At 73.7% G+C, this 16,831-nt stretch carries 14 protein-coding genes; 5 read left to right on the top strand and 9 right to left on the bottom strand.

Annotated features, from left to right (window positions below):
• The first annotated feature begins 71 nt into the window (after positions 1-71).
• Both ACIQWR_RS01280 and ACIQWR_RS01275 read left to right on the top strand, forming a co-directional pair.
• Complete coding sequence (locus tag ACIQWR_RS01280; protein ID WP_404005012.1) at positions 72-2,165, top strand: TPM domain-containing protein; 2,094 nt, start codon at positions 72-74, stop codon at positions 2,163-2,165.
• Positions 2,166-2,202: 37 nt separating this feature from the next.
• Positions 2,203-2,949, top strand: a complete 747-nt coding sequence (locus tag ACIQWR_RS01275; RefSeq protein WP_404004044.1) for a PspA/IM30 family protein — start codon at positions 2,203-2,205, stop codon at positions 2,947-2,949.
• An 85-nt stretch (positions 2,950-3,034) separates the two neighbouring features.
• Here the strand turns inward: ACIQWR_RS01275 and ACIQWR_RS01270 are convergent, their stop codons facing one another.
• The 7 genes from ACIQWR_RS01270 to ACIQWR_RS01240 form a co-directional block, all read right to left on the bottom strand.
• Positions 3,035-5,674: a SpoIIE family protein phosphatase gene (locus tag ACIQWR_RS01270; protein ID WP_404004042.1), complete on the bottom strand. Its 2,640-nt coding sequence runs from the start codon at positions 5,672-5,674 to the stop codon at positions 3,035-3,037.
• Positions 5,675-5,823: 149 nt separating this feature from the next.
• On the bottom strand, positions 5,824-6,252 hold the full coding sequence (locus tag ACIQWR_RS01265; RefSeq protein ID WP_399260146.1) for an ATP-binding protein: 429 nt from the start codon (positions 6,250-6,252) through the stop codon (positions 5,824-5,826).
• Positions 6,253-6,528: 276 nt separating this feature from the next.
• Positions 6,529-6,924 (bottom strand): (deoxy)nucleoside triphosphate pyrophosphohydrolase, encoded by a 396-nt coding sequence (locus ACIQWR_RS01260; RefSeq protein WP_399259880.1) that lies wholly within the window; start codon positions 6,922-6,924, stop codon positions 6,529-6,531.
• Positions 6,925-6,954: 30 nt separating this feature from the next.
• Positions 6,955-7,143: an SPOR domain-containing protein gene (locus ACIQWR_RS01255; protein WP_399259878.1), complete on the bottom strand. Its 189-nt coding sequence runs from the start codon at positions 7,141-7,143 to the stop codon at positions 6,955-6,957.
• A 160-nt stretch (positions 7,144-7,303) separates the two neighbouring features.
• A complete protein-coding gene (locus ACIQWR_RS01250) occupies positions 7,304-9,046 on the bottom strand; it encodes a purine-cytosine permease family protein (protein ID WP_404004040.1) in 1,743 nt (580 codons plus the stop codon).
• Positions 9,047-9,178: 132 nt separating this feature from the next.
• Positions 9,179-9,931 (bottom strand): GntR family transcriptional regulator, encoded by a 753-nt coding sequence (locus ACIQWR_RS01245; RefSeq protein WP_404004038.1) that lies wholly within the window; start codon positions 9,929-9,931, stop codon positions 9,179-9,181.
• Positions 9,932-10,094: 163 nt separating this feature from the next.
• The gene (locus tag ACIQWR_RS01240; RefSeq protein WP_404004035.1) at positions 10,095-11,303 is read right to left on the bottom strand and encodes a DUF4190 domain-containing protein; all 1,209 of its coding nucleotides are present in this window, start codon (positions 11,301-11,303) and stop codon (positions 10,095-10,097) included.
• Between the two features lie 259 nt (positions 11,304-11,562).
• Here ACIQWR_RS01240 and ACIQWR_RS01235 point away from each other — a divergent pair, with 259 nt between their 5' ends.
• The 3 genes from ACIQWR_RS01235 to ACIQWR_RS01225 all read left to right on the top strand — a co-directional run bounded on the left by ACIQWR_RS01235 (position 11,563) and on the right by ACIQWR_RS01225 (position 14,691).
• Positions 11,563-12,696, top strand: coding sequence for a pyridoxal-phosphate dependent enzyme (locus ACIQWR_RS01235; protein WP_404005011.1), 1,134 nt, complete (start codon positions 11,563-11,565; stop codon positions 12,694-12,696).
• 144 nt (positions 12,697-12,840) lie between these two features.
• Complete coding sequence (locus ACIQWR_RS01230; protein ID WP_404004033.1) at positions 12,841-13,659, top strand: isocitrate lyase/phosphoenolpyruvate mutase family protein; 819 nt, start codon at positions 12,841-12,843, stop codon at positions 13,657-13,659.
• 114 nt (positions 13,660-13,773) lie between these two features.
• Positions 13,774-14,691 (top strand): EamA family transporter, encoded by a 918-nt coding sequence (locus ACIQWR_RS01225; protein WP_404004031.1) that lies wholly within the window; start codon positions 13,774-13,776, stop codon positions 14,689-14,691.
• Positions 14,692-14,709: 18 nt separating this feature from the next.
• Here ACIQWR_RS01225 and ACIQWR_RS01220 read toward each other — a convergent pair whose 3' ends face one another.
• Both ACIQWR_RS01220 and ACIQWR_RS01215 read right to left on the bottom strand, forming a co-directional pair.
• Positions 14,710-15,504, bottom strand: a complete 795-nt coding sequence (locus tag ACIQWR_RS01220; protein WP_404004030.1) for a trypsin-like serine peptidase — start codon at positions 15,502-15,504, stop codon at positions 14,710-14,712.
• Positions 15,501-16,733: an alpha/beta hydrolase gene (locus tag ACIQWR_RS01215; RefSeq protein ID WP_404004027.1), complete on the bottom strand. Its 1,233-nt coding sequence runs from the start codon at positions 16,731-16,733 to the stop codon at positions 15,501-15,503. Before ACIQWR_RS01215 ends, ACIQWR_RS01220 begins: the two co-directional genes overlap by 4 nt.
• Positions 16,734-16,831: the final 98 nt, after the last annotated feature.

Genomic DNA, 16,831 nt, shown 5'->3' with positions numbered 1-16,831 from the left:
GTGAAACCCCCCATAACCTCCCAAATGTGATCCCGCCGAGAAGCAGGACGAAGCCGAGCGCCACCTCCCGGATATCCCTGCGGGCCGCGCTCGCCCTGGCCGCCGCGCTGCTCGCGCTCGGCGGCCAGGGCGCGGCCGGGGCCCCGTCGGCCCGGGCCGACGATCCCGTCACCCTGTCGCAGCAGGGGCAGATCACCGACCGGGTGGGCGCCCTGGGCGACCGCGAGCCCGCCGTGGCCGCCGCCCTCGACAAGCTGTACGCCGACCAGCGCATCCAGCTGTTCGTGGCGTACGTCCGCGACTTCTCCGGACGCTCCGCCCAGAGCTGGGCCGATGCCACCGCGCAGCGCAGCGGCCTCGGGCAGAACGACGTCCTGCTCGCCGTCGCGACCGGGGCCCGGCAGTACGCCTACTCGGCCGATGTCGACTCCGGCTTCACCAAGGAACAGCTGGCGTCCGTCGCCCGTACCGCCATCGAGCCCGCCCTGAAGGAGAACGACTGGGCGGGCGCGGCGATCGGCGCCGCCAACGGCTACGACGCCGTGCTCGCGGGGCGTCCGGTACCGGTGCCCGCGATCACCCCGGGCGTGGCCGATCCCGGTGGGGACCGGGCGGGCGGCGAGAGCGGGGCCGGTGACTTCGTCCTCCCCGTGATCGCGGTCGGCGCCGCGGGGGCGCTCGGCGCCTACGCCTACAGCCGCCGCAAGCGCAAGGGCCCGACCGACCGCGGTACGACGACCCGCTCGGGCTGGGGCGAGCAGGGCCCGCCCCGGCTCCCGCTCGCCGAACTCGACGCCGAGGCCAGGTCGCTGCTGGTGGAGGCCGACGACGCGGTCCGCACCAGCACCGAGGAACTCGGTTTCGCCTCGGCCCAGTTCGGCGAGGCGGCGGTGGGGCCCTTCACCGCGGCCGTGGCCTACGCCAAGGACGAGCTGACGCACGCCTTCCGGCTGCGCCAGCAGCTCGACGACGCCTATCCCGAGGACGACGCGACCCGGCGCCGGATGCTGGACGAGATCGTGGCGCGCTGCACCGAGGCCGGCCGGCGCCTCGACGCCGAATCGGCCGACTTCGACCGGCTGCGCGCCCTGGAGAAGAACGCCCCGCAGGCGCTGGAGACCGTACAGGCGCACTTCCGCGCGCTGACCGGCCGGACCTCGACGGCCGAGGCGACCTTGACCGCGCTGGCCCGGCGGTACGCCGATTCCGCGTCCGCCCCCGTGGCCTCCAACGCCGAACAGGCCAAGGACCGACTGCTGTTCGCCACCACGAACCTCGGCGAAGCGCGCGCCGCCGTCGACGGCGGGGACAACGGCAAGGCGGCCGTGCACGTGCGGGCGGCCGAGGGCGCCGTCGACCAGGCGGCCACCCTGGTGGACGCGGTGGAGCGGCGCGCGCAGGAGCTGGCCGAGGCGGCGGGCAAGCTGACCGGCGCCCTGAACGAGACCGAGACCGACCTCGCGGACGCCCGCGGGCTGCTGACGGGAACCGCCGAGGGCGTCTCCACGGCGGACCTGCGGGGCCGGATCGGCCGGGCGGAGTCCGTACTGACCGACGTACGGGCGGAGCAGGGCGCGGGCCGCTACGACCCGATCGACGCCCTGCGCCGGATCGAGGAGGCCGACGCGGCCCTGGACGAGGCGCTCGCCGGAGCCCGGGAGCGCGAGTCGGGCCGCGGGCGGGCCGCGGCCCTGCTGGACCAGGCCCTGCTGTCGGCCCGCAGCGCGATCGGCGCGGCCGCGGACTACGTCACCACCAGCCGCGGAGCCGTCGGCAGCCAGGCCCGCACCCGGCTGGCGGAGGCCCAGCGGCACCTGGAGCGCTCGCTCGCGGTGACGGGCTCGGACCCGGCGGCCGCGCTGGCGGAGGCGCAGCAGGCGGACTCGCTCGCCCGGCAGGCGCAGCAGCTGGCGGAGGCGGACGTGCGGGCGTACCAGGACCCGTACGGCGGCCGCCGCTCGCAGCAGGGCGGCATGGGCGGCGCGGTGCTGGGCGGGATCATCCTCGGCGAGATCCTCGGCGGCGGCAGCCGCGGCGGCCGCGGGGGCGGGTACGGCGGCTTCGGCGGCGGTGGCGGTGGCGGCTTCGGGGGCGGCGGCCGCGGTCCGGGCTCCTTCGGCGGCGGCGGCACCCGCGGCCGGATGGGCGGTGGCGGCCGCTTCTGACGTCACCGACACCCCTTCCCACTAGGAGTAGGCACCCATGAGCAAGCAGACCATCCTCGGCCGCGTCACCCAGCTCGCGAAGGCCAACATCAACGCGCTGCTGGACCAGGCGGAAGACCCGCAGAAGATGCTGGACCAGCTGATCCGGGACTACACGAACAACATCTCCGAGGCGGAGCAGGCCGTCGCCACCACGATCGGCAACCTGCGGATGCTGGAGGCGGACCACACGGAGGACGTGAACGCGGCGGCCGAGTGGGGCGCCAAGGCCCTGGCGGCCAGCCGCAAGGCCGACGAGCTGCGGACGGCGGGGACTCCGGGCACGCCGACGGACGCGGACAAGTTCGACAACCTGGCGAAGGTCGCGCTGGGCCGCCAGCTCCAGTCGGAGAAGGAGGCGAAGACGGCGGAGCCGACGATCGCGGCGCAGACGGAGGTCGTCGAGAAGCTCAAGTCCGGGCTGAACTCGATGAAGACGAAGCTGACCGAGCTCCAGGCGAAGCGCGACGAACTGGTGGCGCGCGCGAAGACGGCGCAGGCGCAGAACACGATGATGGACGCGGTGAAGAACATCGACGTGATGGACCCGACGAGCGATCTGAACCGCTTCGAGGACAAGGTCCGCCGCGAGGAGGCGATGGCCCTCGGCAAACAGGAACTGGCCGCCTCCACCCTGGACGCCCAGTTCGAAACCCTGGACGACCTCGACAAGAACGCAGAGGTCGAAGCCCGGCTCGCGGCCCTGAAGGCCGGCGGGGGCAAATCCAGCCCCGCCGGCGTTTGAGGCGCGGGGTCCGGGGCGGAGCCCCGGGAGCGGTCCGCACGGACCCACCCGCCTCCGCCCCGGACCACCCCGCCCGCCCCCGGAACTACCCGTACATGCTGAGCAGCTGCTCCGCCGACAGCTCGGCGACCGCCTCCCCCGCCACCCCCGGCAACGGCAGCTCGAACCACACCGTCTTCCCCCGGTGCGTGCGCCGCGTGCCCCATCCGGCCGACAGCAGCCCGACCAGTTGCAGCCCGCGCCCGCCCTCGTCCGTGTCCCGGGCCCGCCGCCGCCGGGGCTGCACCAGGTTCCCGTCCCACACCTCGCACACCAGGGTCCGGTCCAACAGCAGCCGCAGCCTGATCTCGCCCTCCCCGTACCGCAGCGCGTTCGTCACCAGCTCGCTGACCAGCAGTTCGGTCGTGTCGAGCAGCCCCTCCAGGCCCCACGCGGGCAGCTTCGCCCGGGCCAGCTCGCGCGCCCGGCCCACCGATCGGGCCTCGCGCGGCAGTTGCCAGTCGCCGACCGCGTCGATCGGCAGCCCCTGGACCCGGGCCAGCAGCAGGGCGATGTCGTCCTCGCCGTGCCGGGTGTGCAGCGAGGAGAGGACGTGGTCGCAGACGTCCTCCAGCGGCCGCACCGGATCGGCCAGGGCCTCCCGCAGCCCGCGCAGGCCCTCCTCCAGCGGGTGGTCGCGGGATTCGACGAGCCCGTCGGTGTACAGGGCGAGCAGTGCGCCTTCGGGAAGGTCCACCTCGACCTCCTCGAAGGGTTCGCCGCCGACCCCGAGCGGCATGCCGGGCGGCACCTCCAGCAGCAGCGCGGGCCGGGGCGGGCCCCCGGGTTCGGCGGGTTCGACCAGCACGGGCGGCATGTGGCCCGCGTTGGCTATGGTGCAGCGCCTGGTCACCGGGTCGTAGACGGCGTAGACGCAGGTCGCGAGGTAGACCTCCGACAGGTCGTTCCGGTCGGCGTCGCGGGACTGCAGGGCCGCCCGCGAGGCCTGCTGCGAACCGCCGGGGGTGCCGAGGCCCCGGGCCACCTCGTCCAGGGCCGTGAGCACTTCGGCCGGTTCGAGGTCGAGCAGGGCCAGGGTCCGTACGGCCGTGCGCAGTTCGCCCATGGCCACGGCGGCCCGCAGGCCGCGGCCCATCACGTCACCGACGACGAGCGCGGTGCGGTGCCCGGGCAGCTCGATGACGTCGAACCAGTCGCCGCCGACCTCGGTCGCCGCGTTGCCGGGCAGGTAGCGGCAGGCGATGTCGAGGCCCGCCGCGGCCGGATCGCCGGGGGGCAGCAGGCTGCGCTGGAGTATCAGCGCGCGTTCGTGTTCGCGCCGGTAGAGCCGCGCGTTGTCGATGCACACGGCGGCCCGCGCGGCGAGCTCGACGGCGACGGCCCGGTCCCGCTCGCCGAAGGGCTCGCTGCCCTTCGTCCGGGAGAACTGGGCCAGGCCGACCACCGTGTCGTGCGCGACGAGCGGTACGACGAGGGTGGACTGGATCAGGTCCTCGGCCGCGGCGCCCTCCAGCAGCCGCGTCCGGGCGGTGCGCAGCGCCAGGGTGCCGGGCGAGCCGGGCGGGTAGCGGTGGACCTCGCCCACGGCGACCAGTGCGCCGGGGCCGGGCCCGGACAGCGGTGCGTCGGAGACGGCGGAGGCGAAGGCGACCCGGCGCAGCGGTGCGGAGGGCGCGCGCCCGGGACCGCCCCCGGGGAGCGAGGGGACCCCGGGTCCGTGCGGCCGGGCGGGGCGGTCGCGGTCGTCGTCGCCGAGCAGGAGCCCTTGGTAGAGGTCCACGGCGGCCAGGTCGCAGAAGCCGGGGACGGTGACGTCGAGGAGTTCGCGGGCGGTGGTCTCCAGGTCGAGGGAGTTCCCGATCCGGTGGCCCGCTTCGTTGAGGAGGGCGAGGTTGCGGCGCACGCCCGCGGCTTCGCGGGCGGCGAGGTGGCGGCGGGTGACGTCGGTGCCCAGGCCCGCGACGCCGATGGGCAGGCCGTTGCCGCCGTGCACCCGGTAGAGGTTGATGGACCAGTGCCGGTTGTCGCGGCTGCCGGGGGCCGCGCCGGTGATGCGCAGGTCGGTGACCGAATCGCCGGTTTCCAGGACGCGGCGCAGCGCCTCGGCCATCCGGTCGGCCTCGTGCGGGGGCAGGTAGTCGTGGACGGTGCGGCCCCGGTGCTCCTCCACCCCGCCCCCGAAGACGGTGGCGAAGCGGCGGTTGGCGCGCTGCACGGTGAGGTCCGTACCAAAGAGCAGGAAGCCGAAGGGAGATTGACCGAATATCGCCTGAGAGGCCGCCAGGTCGGATTCGATCCGGCGCAGCGCGCGTACGTCGACCACGACGCAGAGCGCGGCCCGCTCGGCGGTCTCGGTCTGGGTGGGCATCACGTAGATCTCGGCCACGCCGTGTTCGCCGTCCCCGTCGGGGATGCGGAACGGGATCAAGCCGGTCCACTCCTTGCCGTCGAGGATCTCGGCGACCCTGCGGTGCGCGCCGGGGCGGAGTTCCGGGGGCATGAAGGCATCGACCGGATCGCGGCCCACCGCTTCGGCGGCGCTCAGCCCGAAGAGTTCCTCGGCGCGCAGGCTCCACTGGTCGATGAGGCCGTCGGGCCCGATCGAGAAGGATGCGACCTTTATATAGTCATATATCGAGCCAGGCGGGCTGCTGTGCCACAAGGAGTCGTTCCACGCCTCCCCTGACACATGGGCCTGATGTGCCTGCGCAGGTATTTCGCTCACGCGACCGTCCCCTCCAGCTCACCGCAACCGGACCGGCCATGACCGCAGTATTCAGCACCACGGGCACGCTCGGCACGGCGTTCACGATCACAGCACGGTCTCGTTCATTTCGAGCCACACCCGATGATCGTCAGAGACCCTTCTCCTTGTTACTCACCAGGTAGGGCCAATTCGAACCACACTGTCTTGCCCGACTTCCCGTGCCGGGTCCCCCACCGCTGCGCCGAAACCGCCACCAGGTGCAGCCCGCGACCGCCCTCGTCGTCGGGTGCGGCGACCCGCTCGCGCGGCGGATCCGGAAGCGGATCAGAGACCTCCACGAGGAGGGCGGGACCCGCCGCGGGTTGGGCGGTGGCGGAATCGCGCCGTACCAATCGGACCCCGATCGGGCCGGAGGCGTACCGCAGCGAGTTGGTGACCAGCTCGCTGACCAGCAGGACGGTGACGTCGCACACCGCCTCCAGACCCCAGGCGCGGAGCTTGCCGCGCACGGCGTGGCGGGCGGTGCGGACGGCGCCGGGCTCGGCAGGGAAGTCCCATTCGGCACATTCACCATCTGTGTCGATCACGCCGATCACTTCCCGGGCCAGCAGCGGACCCCAGTCCGGTTCGTCAGCGACGAGGAGGGACGAGATAGGGACTAATAGCGACATACCCGATATTCACGGCGTCGTACCATCCGACCCCCCAGGCACCGGCGCACTGTGGTGCACCTGGCCTACACCGTGAGCCGTACGCGCCCCCGCGCCCCTCCACCGACCCCGCTCCAGCTGCCGCGCCCCGGTGACGCGCCGTTGACCCCGGCGCGCGCCGGCCGAGCACCACCCGGGGCGACCCGATCCGAAGGGGACGACCTACTGCGCGCGCAACCGCCGACCGGCTTCGGCGACGGCGGGGCGGTCCTGGTCGAGCCAGTCCACGGAGTCCAACTCGTCCGGCCCGAGCCAGCGCAGCTCGTCGTGGTCCTCCAGCGGCGCGGGCTCGCCGGAGACCAGGCGCGCGGTCCACACGTGCAGCACCAGGCCGGGTTTCAGGGGCCACTCCCCCGGGATCCGCTCCAGGGCTTCGCTCTCCACGCCCAGCTCTTCGCGCAGTTCCCGCACGAGGGCCTCGGGGACGGATTCACCCGGTTCGGCCTTCCCGCCCGGCAGCTCCCAACGGCCGGCCAGCTCGGGCGGGGCGCTGCGTCGGGCGGCCAGCAGGCGCCCGTCACGACAAAGGGCTCCGCCCACGACCACGCGTTCAGTCATGGGCGGAGCCTATGTCACACCGGTGCGACGTCAGTTGGCGGTGGTGGCGCCCTGCCCGAGCCGCTCGACCCAGTAGAGCTGCTTGTGCCCGCGGTCATCGAGGCTGTCGACGACCTTCTGGGCCTCGGCGCGCGTGGGGTAACGGCCCACGCGGTAGCGGTTGCCGTTGTCGTCCTGCCGTATGACCAGCCATGGGAGCAGAGCACCGCTGTCGCTCATCGCGCTCCACCCTCCGCCGATGTACCTGCCCAGGAAACCGCATTACGCATATGCCCGAGCTTACGCCCGACCTTTACTCAGCGGATACGGTTTTTCACGAAGAGGTACCTCCCAGGCGTACTCATCCGGCCATGAGTGCGAAAGGGTCGCGCACGCCGGTTCAGAGCCGGCGCACCGTCGGCAGCGGCAGGACGACCGCACCTCCCCCGGCGCCCTTCCCCGCGCCCTTGCGGCAGACGTCCCCGCAGGTGGCGTCCAGCGAACAGCACAACGAGCAGATCGGCCCGGCCTGGACGGGGCAGTCGGCGATGTCCGGGAGCTCGTACGCGCTCTCGCAGACCCCGCAGGTGTGGGTCGCGGTGACGTCCGCGACCTCCACGCCCGGGCCGGTCAGCGTGTTCGGCCGGGCCAGGTAGTACTTCCCCCCGGTCGCCCAGGCGATCAGGGGGCACAGGACGAGCGCGAGGAAGGCCGCGATGAAGGTCGAGAAGGCCTGCGCGTACGTCCCGAAGGCCCCGGCGAAGGCCACGATCGACACGGTGGACGCGATCACCATCGCCCCGAAGCCGGCCGGGTTCACGGCGTACAGGTACGCGCGCTTGAACTCGATGTACGGCGGGCTCAGCCCGAGCCGCTTGTTGATGACCAGATCGGCGGCGACCGCCGCGATCCAGGCGATGCCGACGTTGGAGTAGAAGCCCAGCAGTTTGCCGAGCATCGCGAACATGTCGAGTTCCATCAGCGTCAGCGCGATGGCCAGGTTGAGGAAGATGTACCAGACCCGACCCGGGTGCCGGTGGGTGATCCGGGAGAAGAAGTTCGACCACGACAGCGAGCCGCTGTAGGCGTTGGTGACGTTGATCTTCACCTGGGACACGATGACGAAGAGCGCGGCGGCGGGCAGCGCGAGGCCGCCGAGCCAGGGGCGCAGCGCCTCGATCTGCGGGGCGATCGGCTCCAGGGCCCGGGTCTCGCCCACCGCTTCGAGCGCGACGAAGGCGAGGAAGGCGCCGCCGAGCTGCTTGGCCGCGCCGATGACCACCCACCCGGGTCCGGCGGCGAGCACGGCGAGCTTCCAGCGGCGGCTGGTGGCCGGGGTCCGGGCGGGCATGAACCGCAGGTAGTCGGCCTGTTCGCCGATCTGCGCGATGAGGGACAGGGCGATGCCGGTGCCGAAGCCGAAGCCGATCCAGGAGAAGCCGGACCCTGCACCCCGCACCCCGCCGAAGTGCGCGAACGCGCCGAAGGCCGCCGGGTGCTCGAAGCCGAGCACGAGGAACGGCAGCACCAGGCCGATCAGCCACACGGGCTGGGTCCACGCCTGCACCTTGGCGAGGGCGCCCATCCCGCGGAAGACGATGGGGATGACGATCAGGGTGGTGAGCAGGTACCCGATCTCCAGCGGCAGTCCGACGGCCTGGTGCATGGCCTGGGCCATGATCGAGCCTTCGAGGGCGAAGAAGATGAAGGTGAACGAGGCGTAGATGAGCGACGTGAGGGTCGAGCCGAAGTAGCCGAAGCCCGCGCCCCGGGTGACCAGGTCCATGTCCAGGCCGTACGTCGCGCACGCCCGGGCGATCGGGATGCCGGTGAGGAAGATGACCGCGGCCGCGGTCAGGATCGCGGCGAGCCCGCTGGTGAAGCCGTAGGCGAAGACGATGGAGGCGCCGATCGCGAAGTCGGCGAGGTAGGCGATCCCGCCGAGTGCCGTACCGGCGACCGTGGCGGGACCCCAGCGGCGGTAGGAGTGCGGCGCGTACCGCAGGGAGAAGTCCTCGCGGCTCTCGTCCGCGGCGAGCCGGGCGTAGCGGCGGGCCGGCTCCGGGGCACCGCCCGTGGCGGCAGGGCCGGTGGCGGGGCCATCGGCGGGGGCGGTGGCAGGGGTGGTGGTGGCGTCCGTCATGCGCGCCGAGGCTAGGCCCCGCACGTGACGGCCCGTCACCTCACCGCATTGCCCCGGGGTTACGCCCGGGGCCCGCGCATGACCGGGGCGTTACACCAAACCGACCGGACCGCCGCCGCCGGGGTCACAGCACTAGCGGACCGGCAGGTGGTAGGCGAGGCGGTAGCGGTCGGCCGGGACCACCACGTCCGCCGTCTCCACGGCGCGGCCGGAGGCGAAGTACGTCCGCCCGATCACCAGCACCACGTGCCCCGGCACTCCGCCCAGCGCCAGGATCTCCTCGGCCAGCCCGGGTCGGGCCCCGACCTCCTCCACCACGTTGTCCACGACGACGTCGATGGCGGCCATCCGATCCACCACACCGCTCCCGCCGAGCGGGCCCTCCTCCGGCAGCATCACCGGCGTGCGACCGGTCACGGACAGGGGCTCCCACGAGGTGGAGAGCATCATCGCCTCGCCCGCGTCGCGGAAGACGTAGCGCGTGCGCATCACCCGCTCCCCCGGCTCGATGCCCAGCCGTGCGGCGACCTCGGCCGGCGCCTCGGTCTGTTCGCTGTTGGATTCCCAGGTCCCGCGGCTGCCCGAGTCCGCCTGCTCCTGCCGGAAGGGGGTGGACGCCCCCGTCGTGCGGTACCCGGCGCGGGCCACCCGGCGCGGCACCGGCTGCTCCCGCACATAGGTCCCCGAACCGGAGCGGCCCTCGACGAGCCCCTCCGCCATGAGGACCTTGCGGGCCTCCAGGGCGACGGTGTCGGAGACCCCGTACTCCTCGCGGATGCGGGCCTGCGAAGGGAGCCGCGCATGCGGGGGCAGGGACCCGTCGACGATCTTCCGTCGCAGGTCACCGGCGACGCGAAGATAGGCCGGCTGCTCACCGAAAGTCACTAGCCACTCCCATCAGGTTGACAGACAGCTACAGCCTGGCAACCTACGGTTGTGCACCGCAAGCAAGGGCCAAAGTTTCACCCGAAGTGATGAAGCCAGGTCACTGAAACCCGTTACCCTGCGTTACAGTCGCGCGGTCATGGTCCCGACGTCACGGCCCCGGCTACACCGACTGCGACCCGGCACCCTCGCCGTCGAGCCAGCCCGTGTCCGAACCGTCCGAATCCTCCAGCCACGACGGCACCTTCGTCGCCAGCCCGAGCGCCCCGCGCAGCGTGCGCTCCGTCTGGACCGACGTCGCGTCCACCGCCCGGCTCCACGCCGCGCGGAAGTCCTCCGGCCGCTGCGCGTCCGCCGCCGCCCGCCACTGCACGCGGGCCGCCTCGACCTCCTTGAGCAGCGCGTCGGCCGGGGCGCCGGCCGTGGATTCGCGCAGCGCGGCGGCCTCGGCCGCCATCGCCGGTTCCACCTTGGCCGCCCACGCCCGGTACTGGGGCAGCGAGCCCTTGAGGTCGGTCACCGGGGCGGCCGTCAGCGCGGAGTCCAGCCGGTTCGCGGCGCCCAGGAAGGACGCCTGCCCGGCCGTCAGCATCGTCGCGTCGCGCTTCAGGCTCCCGCGCTGCTCGCCCTCCGTGGTGCCGAGCACGCACAACACGCTGCGCCTGCCCTGCTCCCACTCGTCCTCGCTCGGCGCGAAGAAGTACATCTCCGCGAACTCCGGCAGCGCCCACGTGTCCATGGCGTAGGTGTCCTGCGCCAGCCAGCAGCGCTCCTCGGCCCGCGCCGCGAGGGCCTCCTCGCCCGGGAAGGCGCCCGGGTCCGCGAGGAAGGACGCGGTGATCTCCCCGTGGTGCGGGCGGGTGCACGCCACCTTGAAGACCAGGGGCGCCTCGGCGAGCAGGTCCGCACCCGGCACGTTGAAGCAGTCCCCGGCCCGGACCTGCTCCAGGTCCGCCGGATCCCCCTCCACGTCACGGGCGGCGCTCCCCGTGCCGCCCGTACCGGCCGTGCCGCGATCGGCCGCCCGGGCCAGTCGCTCGCCGACCGGACCCACCAGCTCCACGGCGACGAGCGCCAGCGCGCCCGACATCAGCACGGAGACGGCGAGCCCGGTGACCGCCAGGCCCCTGCCCCGCTCCCCGCGCGCGGCGATCTGGACCAGCGCCACGATCCCGAAGACCACTCCGAGCGGTGGGAAGCAGAGGAGCCCGACCAGCAGCGCGGCCAGGGCGAAGCCGTTGAGCGGAGGCCTGCCGCCCGGAGCCGGAGCGCCGGGGTGGCCGTAGCCGTACGGGGCCCCGGTCTGCGGGGCGGCCCACGGATCGCGGGGAGGCGGAGGGGGCGGGGGAGGGGGCTGCGGCGGGGTACTCACGGCGTGAGCTGCTCCATCATGCGGGGGTGCGGGGGGGGTGCGGCGTTGCGCGAACGACTGCGCGAATAGTACGCAAGGGCAACGGTCGGCCGGCCGCTCGCCCCCGCGACCCCCGCCCGGCGGACACCCCCCGCGTACGATCCGTCACGGAGACGGGCCACCCCCGGACCCCGCACGAGCCCACGACGGAGCCCGAGAACCCGAGGGAGGGCCCGTGGAAGACCCGACGGAGCGGAGCCGTTCGCGCATGACCCACGCAATGACGCACGCACTTCCCGATGACGTCTGCCCCGATTACATCTGCCCCGACGACGGCACTCGCGCCGACGTCCGCACCGCGCCCTGGTGCTGCCCCGTCTGCGCGGGCCCCTGGGACCTTGACTTCGCGCCGCAGCCGCCGAAGGCCGTCGAGCTGGGCTCCGGGCCGAACTCGCTGTGGCGCTACGGGTCCGCGCTGCCGCTGCCCGGGGCGCCCGCGGTGACCCTCGGCGAGGGGCGCACCCCGCTGGTCCCGCTGACCGGGCGGATCTCCGCCAAACTCGACTTCCTGATGCCGACCCTGTCCTTCAAGGACCGGGGCGCGGTGATGCTCGCCGAGCTGGCCCGGCGGCTCGGTCCGCGGCGCGTGGTCGCGGACAGCAGCGGCAACGCCGGCACCTCCGTCGCGGCCTACAGCGCGCGGGCGGGCCTCCCCTGCGAGGTCTTCGTGCCCGAGGGCACCTCGGAGAAGAAGACCGAGCAGATGCGGGCGCACGGGGCGCGGGTCCGGGTGGTGCCGGGCGGGCGCGAGGCGGCGGCCCGCGCCGCGCGGGCGGCGGCCGACGAGCCGGGCGTCTTCTACGCGAGCCACGTCTTCAACCCCTACTTCCTGCACGGCACGAAGACGTACGTGTACGAGGTGTGGGAGGAGCTGGGCGGCGAGCTGCCCGAGGCCCTGGTGGTGCCCGTGGGCAACGGCACGCTGCTGCTCGGCGCGGCGCTGGCGACCCGGGAGCTGGCGCGCGCGGGCGTACGGGCCCCCGCGCTGATCGCCGTCCAGGCGAAGGCCATGGCTCCGCTCGCGCGGGCCTTCGCCGCCGGGGAGCGCGAACCGACGGCCCCGGTCCCGGACCCCGTACCGACGCTGGCCGAGGGGATCGCGATCCCGGCCCCGCCGCGGGCCCGGCAGATCCTGGCGGCCGTGCGGGAGTCGGGGGGCACCTTCCTGACGGTGTCCGAGGAGCAGATCCGTGCGGCCCAGCGGGACCTGGCGGCGCGGGGGCTCTTCGTCGAGCCGACGGGCGTGGCGTGCTGGGCCGCGGTCGGCCCGGACGCGCCCGGTGACCCGCTCGCGGGCCGCTCGGCGGTCGTCCCGCTCTGCGGCGCCGGCGCCAAGACGGGCCTGGCCCCCTGACCGCGGCCCCCCGCGCCGGCTCGGCCGGGGCCTGGGTCGGTCCGGGGCCTGGGTCGGCGCGGGCCCCGGGAGGCATGGCTCCGGTCCACGCAGATGTCCGGTTTTCGCCAGCCCCGGCCCGCCCCCTTCTGATGAAATGCCCGCATGACTAAGTCCGTTGACCTCTCCCGCGTCCGCGCCTTCCACGCCCTGCACACCCCCGCCGCCCCGCTCGCCCTCGCCAACGCCTGGGACGTCGCGAGCGCCCGCCTGGTCGAGGCCGCCGGGTCCCCCGCCGTCGCCACCACCAGCGCCGGTGTCGCCTGGTCCCTCGGCTCCCCCGACGGGGACCTGCTGGCCCGGGACCGCGCCCTCGACCTGATCGCCCGCGTGGTCGCCGCCGTCGACGTACCGGTGACCGCCGACATCGAGGGCGGTTTCGGCGCCGACGCCGACGGGGTCGGGCAGACCGTCGCCGGGGTGCTGGCCGCCGGAGCCGTCGGGGTCAACATCGAGGACCGCTTCCGGGACCCCGCCGAGCAGGTCGAGCGCCTCGCCGCCGCCCGCGCGGCCGCGGACGCCCTCGACGTCCCGCTCTACATCAACGCCCGCGTGGACACCTACCTCCTCGGCCTCGGCGAGCCCGGTCCGGCCCGGGTGGAGGAGACCCTGGCCCGCGCCGCCGCCTACCTGGAGGCGGGGGCCAGCGGCATCTTCGTGCCCGGCGTGTACGACCCGGCGACCGTGACCGAGCTGGCCCGCGGCATCGACGCCCCGCTGAACGTGCTGGTCGGCCCCGACGCGCCGAGCGTCGCCGCGCTGGGCGAGCTGGGCGTGGCCCGGGTCAGCCTCGGCTCGTGGGTCGCGGAGGCCGCGTACGCCGTGGTCCGGCGCGCCACCGAGGAGCTGCTCTCGGGCGGCACCTACGGCGCGCTCTCCGGCTCCCTCTCCTACGGCGAGGTGAACTCCCTGTTCAAGGGCTGATCCTGACGGGCGCGGGGCGGTGTCCCCGCGCCCGCCCGCGGCGGCCCCGGGGCGAGCTGACAGAGGCGGGGGCCGCCCGTACGACGGCCGCCGGTCCGATCGTAGGATCCCGGGGTGACGACCCTCATCGACTCCCCCCGGCCCCGGGCGGCCTCCGGCGCCGTGTGGGCCGCCCTCGCCCTCGTCTACGTCGTGTGGGGCTCGACCTACCTCGGCATCCGCGTCGTCGTGGAGACGATGCCGCCCTTCCTCTCCGCCGGGGCCCGCTTCCTCTCGGCCGGCGTGCTGCTGGCCGCCCTGGTCGCCTGGCGGTCCGGCCCGGCCGCGCTCCGGGTGACCCGGGCGCAGCTGGGTTCGGCCGTGCTGGTCGGCCTGATGCTGGTCCTCGGCGGGAACGGCCTGGTGGTGCTGGCCGAGACCGCCGTGCCGTCCGGTCTGGCCGCGCTGCTGGTGGCCGGGGTGCCGATGTGGGTGGTGCTGCTCCGACTGACCGGGGGCGACCGGCCGCCGGTGCGCACGCTGGGCGGCGTACTCGTGGGACTCGCGGGGCTGACCGTGCTGACCAGCCCGGGGCTCAGCGGCGAGGTGGAGCTGTGGGGCGTGCTGACGATCCTGGCCGGGTCGCTGCTGTGGTCGCTGGGCTCGTACTCCTCGAACCGGCTGCCGATGCCGGCCGACCCCTTCGCCGCCAGCGCCTACGAGATGCTCGCGGGCGGCGCCGCCGCCCTCCTGGTGGGCCTGGCGCGGGGCGAGCAGCACGGTCTCGACCCGGCCGACTTCTCCACCCGATCGTGGCTGGCGCTGGGCTACCTGATCCTCGTGGGGTCGCTGGTCGGCTTCACGGCGTACGTCTGGCTGCTCCAGTCGGCGCCGCTCTCGCTCGTGTCGACCTACGCCTACGTCAATCCGGTCGTCGCGGTCACCCTCGGCGCGCTGGTCCTGGGCGAGGAGCTGACCTGGCCGATCCTGGTCGGCGGCGGGATCGTGGTGGCGGCGGTGTGCGTGATCGTGAGCACCGAGCGCCGGACGTAGTGCCGCGGCCGGAAGGGTTCAGCCGCGGGCGGCCCGCTCGTACAGGGCCTTCGCGCGCCCGTCGAAGAGCGCGGCCGTGGAGTCCACGTCCGTGTCCCCGCCGCTGAGCACCGCGATGAGGCGGCCGGGCGAGCCGGGGCCGCCCCGGTCTGCGATCCAGGGGCTGCCGCTGGTGCCCGTCCAGAAGCCCGCACAGCTGATGTGGAGCATGTTCGGGTCCTCGGTGTCGTGCGCGGTCTGGGTGGTGCAGGAGACCGGCCGGTTCTTCGGGTTGAAGGCCGAGTCCGGGTAGCCGACCACGGTGACGTCGCGCTCGTAGCCCGAGGCCCAGTCGGGGGTCGGCGCCTCGCCGTCGCCGACCGCCTGCTGGAGGGTGCGGCCGCTCTTGTCGGGCTCCACGGTCAGGAAGGCGAAGTCGGCGGTGTCGTCGCCCCACTTCGTCCAGCGGTCGTCCACGTGGATCGCGCTGACCTTCCAGCGCCCGAGGGGCTGCGAGCCCTTGCCCTCGCCGGAGAAGGCCGGGGCGAAGGACAGCTCGCCGATGGCGAGGCCGTCGTGGGCCACCTCGCCGGGCGAGCCGTCCTCACCCGCCGGGGCCACGCAGTGCGCGGCGGTGGCGACGACGTTGCCCTTGGGGCTGTCGACCACGCTCGCCGTGCACCAGTGCTCCCCGTTGGCCATCAGCACGCCGACGGTGGGGAAGGGCATCGCCTCGGGCTTCTCGGCACCGGCCGAGTCGAAGCCCACGACGGCGACGACCGCCACGAGCCCGGCGGCCGCGGCGGAGGCGCCCATCACCACCGGCTTGCTCATCGCGCGGCGGAAACGGGAGCCAGGGCCGTGGCCGGGGCCGCGGGGGTCGTGGCGGGAGCCGTCGCGGGGCCCGTCCCAGGACCCGTGCTCGCGCTCGGTCCGGGGGTCGGGGGCAGCAGTACTTTGCTGATCCACTCCAGCGAACCCTCCCTCATGCCACGGACGTACGACTTCCCATTGTGCTCACCATCCTGGATGACCTGCAGGCGGGTGTGCACCGGGCCCTTCGTGTAGTCCCGCATGAACTTCTCGGCCCTGTCCCGGCCGCTCTCCTTGGTGCCGATCTGGAAGTTGATGTAGACGTCCGGACCTCCCGCCTTGATCAGCTTCTCGGCCAGCTTCTCCGGGTTGTTCTCGTCCATCGCCTTGACGTCGCCCTTCCACAGCGGGGAATCGGGCACGAAGTCGACGCCGCTGGCGATGACCGCCTTGAACCGGTCCGGGTACTTCAGGACGTGCTTGAAGGCGCCGAACCCGCCGGAGGAGGAACCCATGAAGGCCCAGCCGTCGCGGGAGGTGAAGGTGCGGAAATTGGCCTTCACGAAATCCGGCACGTCATCGGCCATCCAGGTGCCCATCTTGGGCTCCCCCGGGATGTCCGAGCCGTCGAAGTGGTGCTTCGTGTCGGCGTTGATCACCGGCATGACGAGCAGGAAGGGCAGGCTCTTGCCCGACTTCACCCCGTCGATCACGGCCTGCTGGAGGCCGAGGCCGGGGCCGGTGCCCCAGTAGTTGGTGGGGTAGCCGCGGCCGCCGGGCAGGGCGATCAGCACCGGGAAGGCGCTCTTGTCGTAGCGCGGGTCGTTGTACTCCTTCGGCGCCCACACCCACACGTCGCCCGTGAAGCCCGACTTCTTCCCGACCAGGGTGGTCTTCCCGATCTCGGTCCCGTCGGGGAGCCGGCTGGAGCGCTCGAAGACGGCCCGGGGGCCGGTGGGCAGGCGTACGCCGTCCACCGCACCCGTACCCGTACCCGCGTGGGCGTCGGTGACGTCGCTCGCGGTCTCCTGGACCCGGCCGAAGGACATCGGGTCGCCGATGTCGGAGAAGAGCCCGAACCCGTACGCCGCCGCGCCGCCCCCGGCGGTCAGGGCCAGGGCCAGCGCGCCGCCGATCAGGCGGCGGCGGGGGTGCTTGCGACGGCGACCCCCGGTCGAGGGGCCGCCGTCCGACCGCGGGTCCGACTGCGGGTCGGACTGCGGGTGGTCGAGCTGCTGGTCTTGCTGCACGGAAGTGTCCCGTTCCTTTCCGGCGCCCGCCACGAGGGCGGGCAGGACCGTTTGGTCCCCCTTACACCCCTATGAGAGGGACGATCGGCGGGTCGGGT

The organism is Streptomyces sp. NPDC098789, assembly GCF_044759975.1.
Lineage (GTDB): Bacteria > Actinomycetota > Actinomycetes > Streptomycetales > Streptomycetaceae > Streptomyces.
Note: the sequence above shows the minus strand (reverse complement) of the source record. Positions and strands in the feature narration are given on the sequence as shown.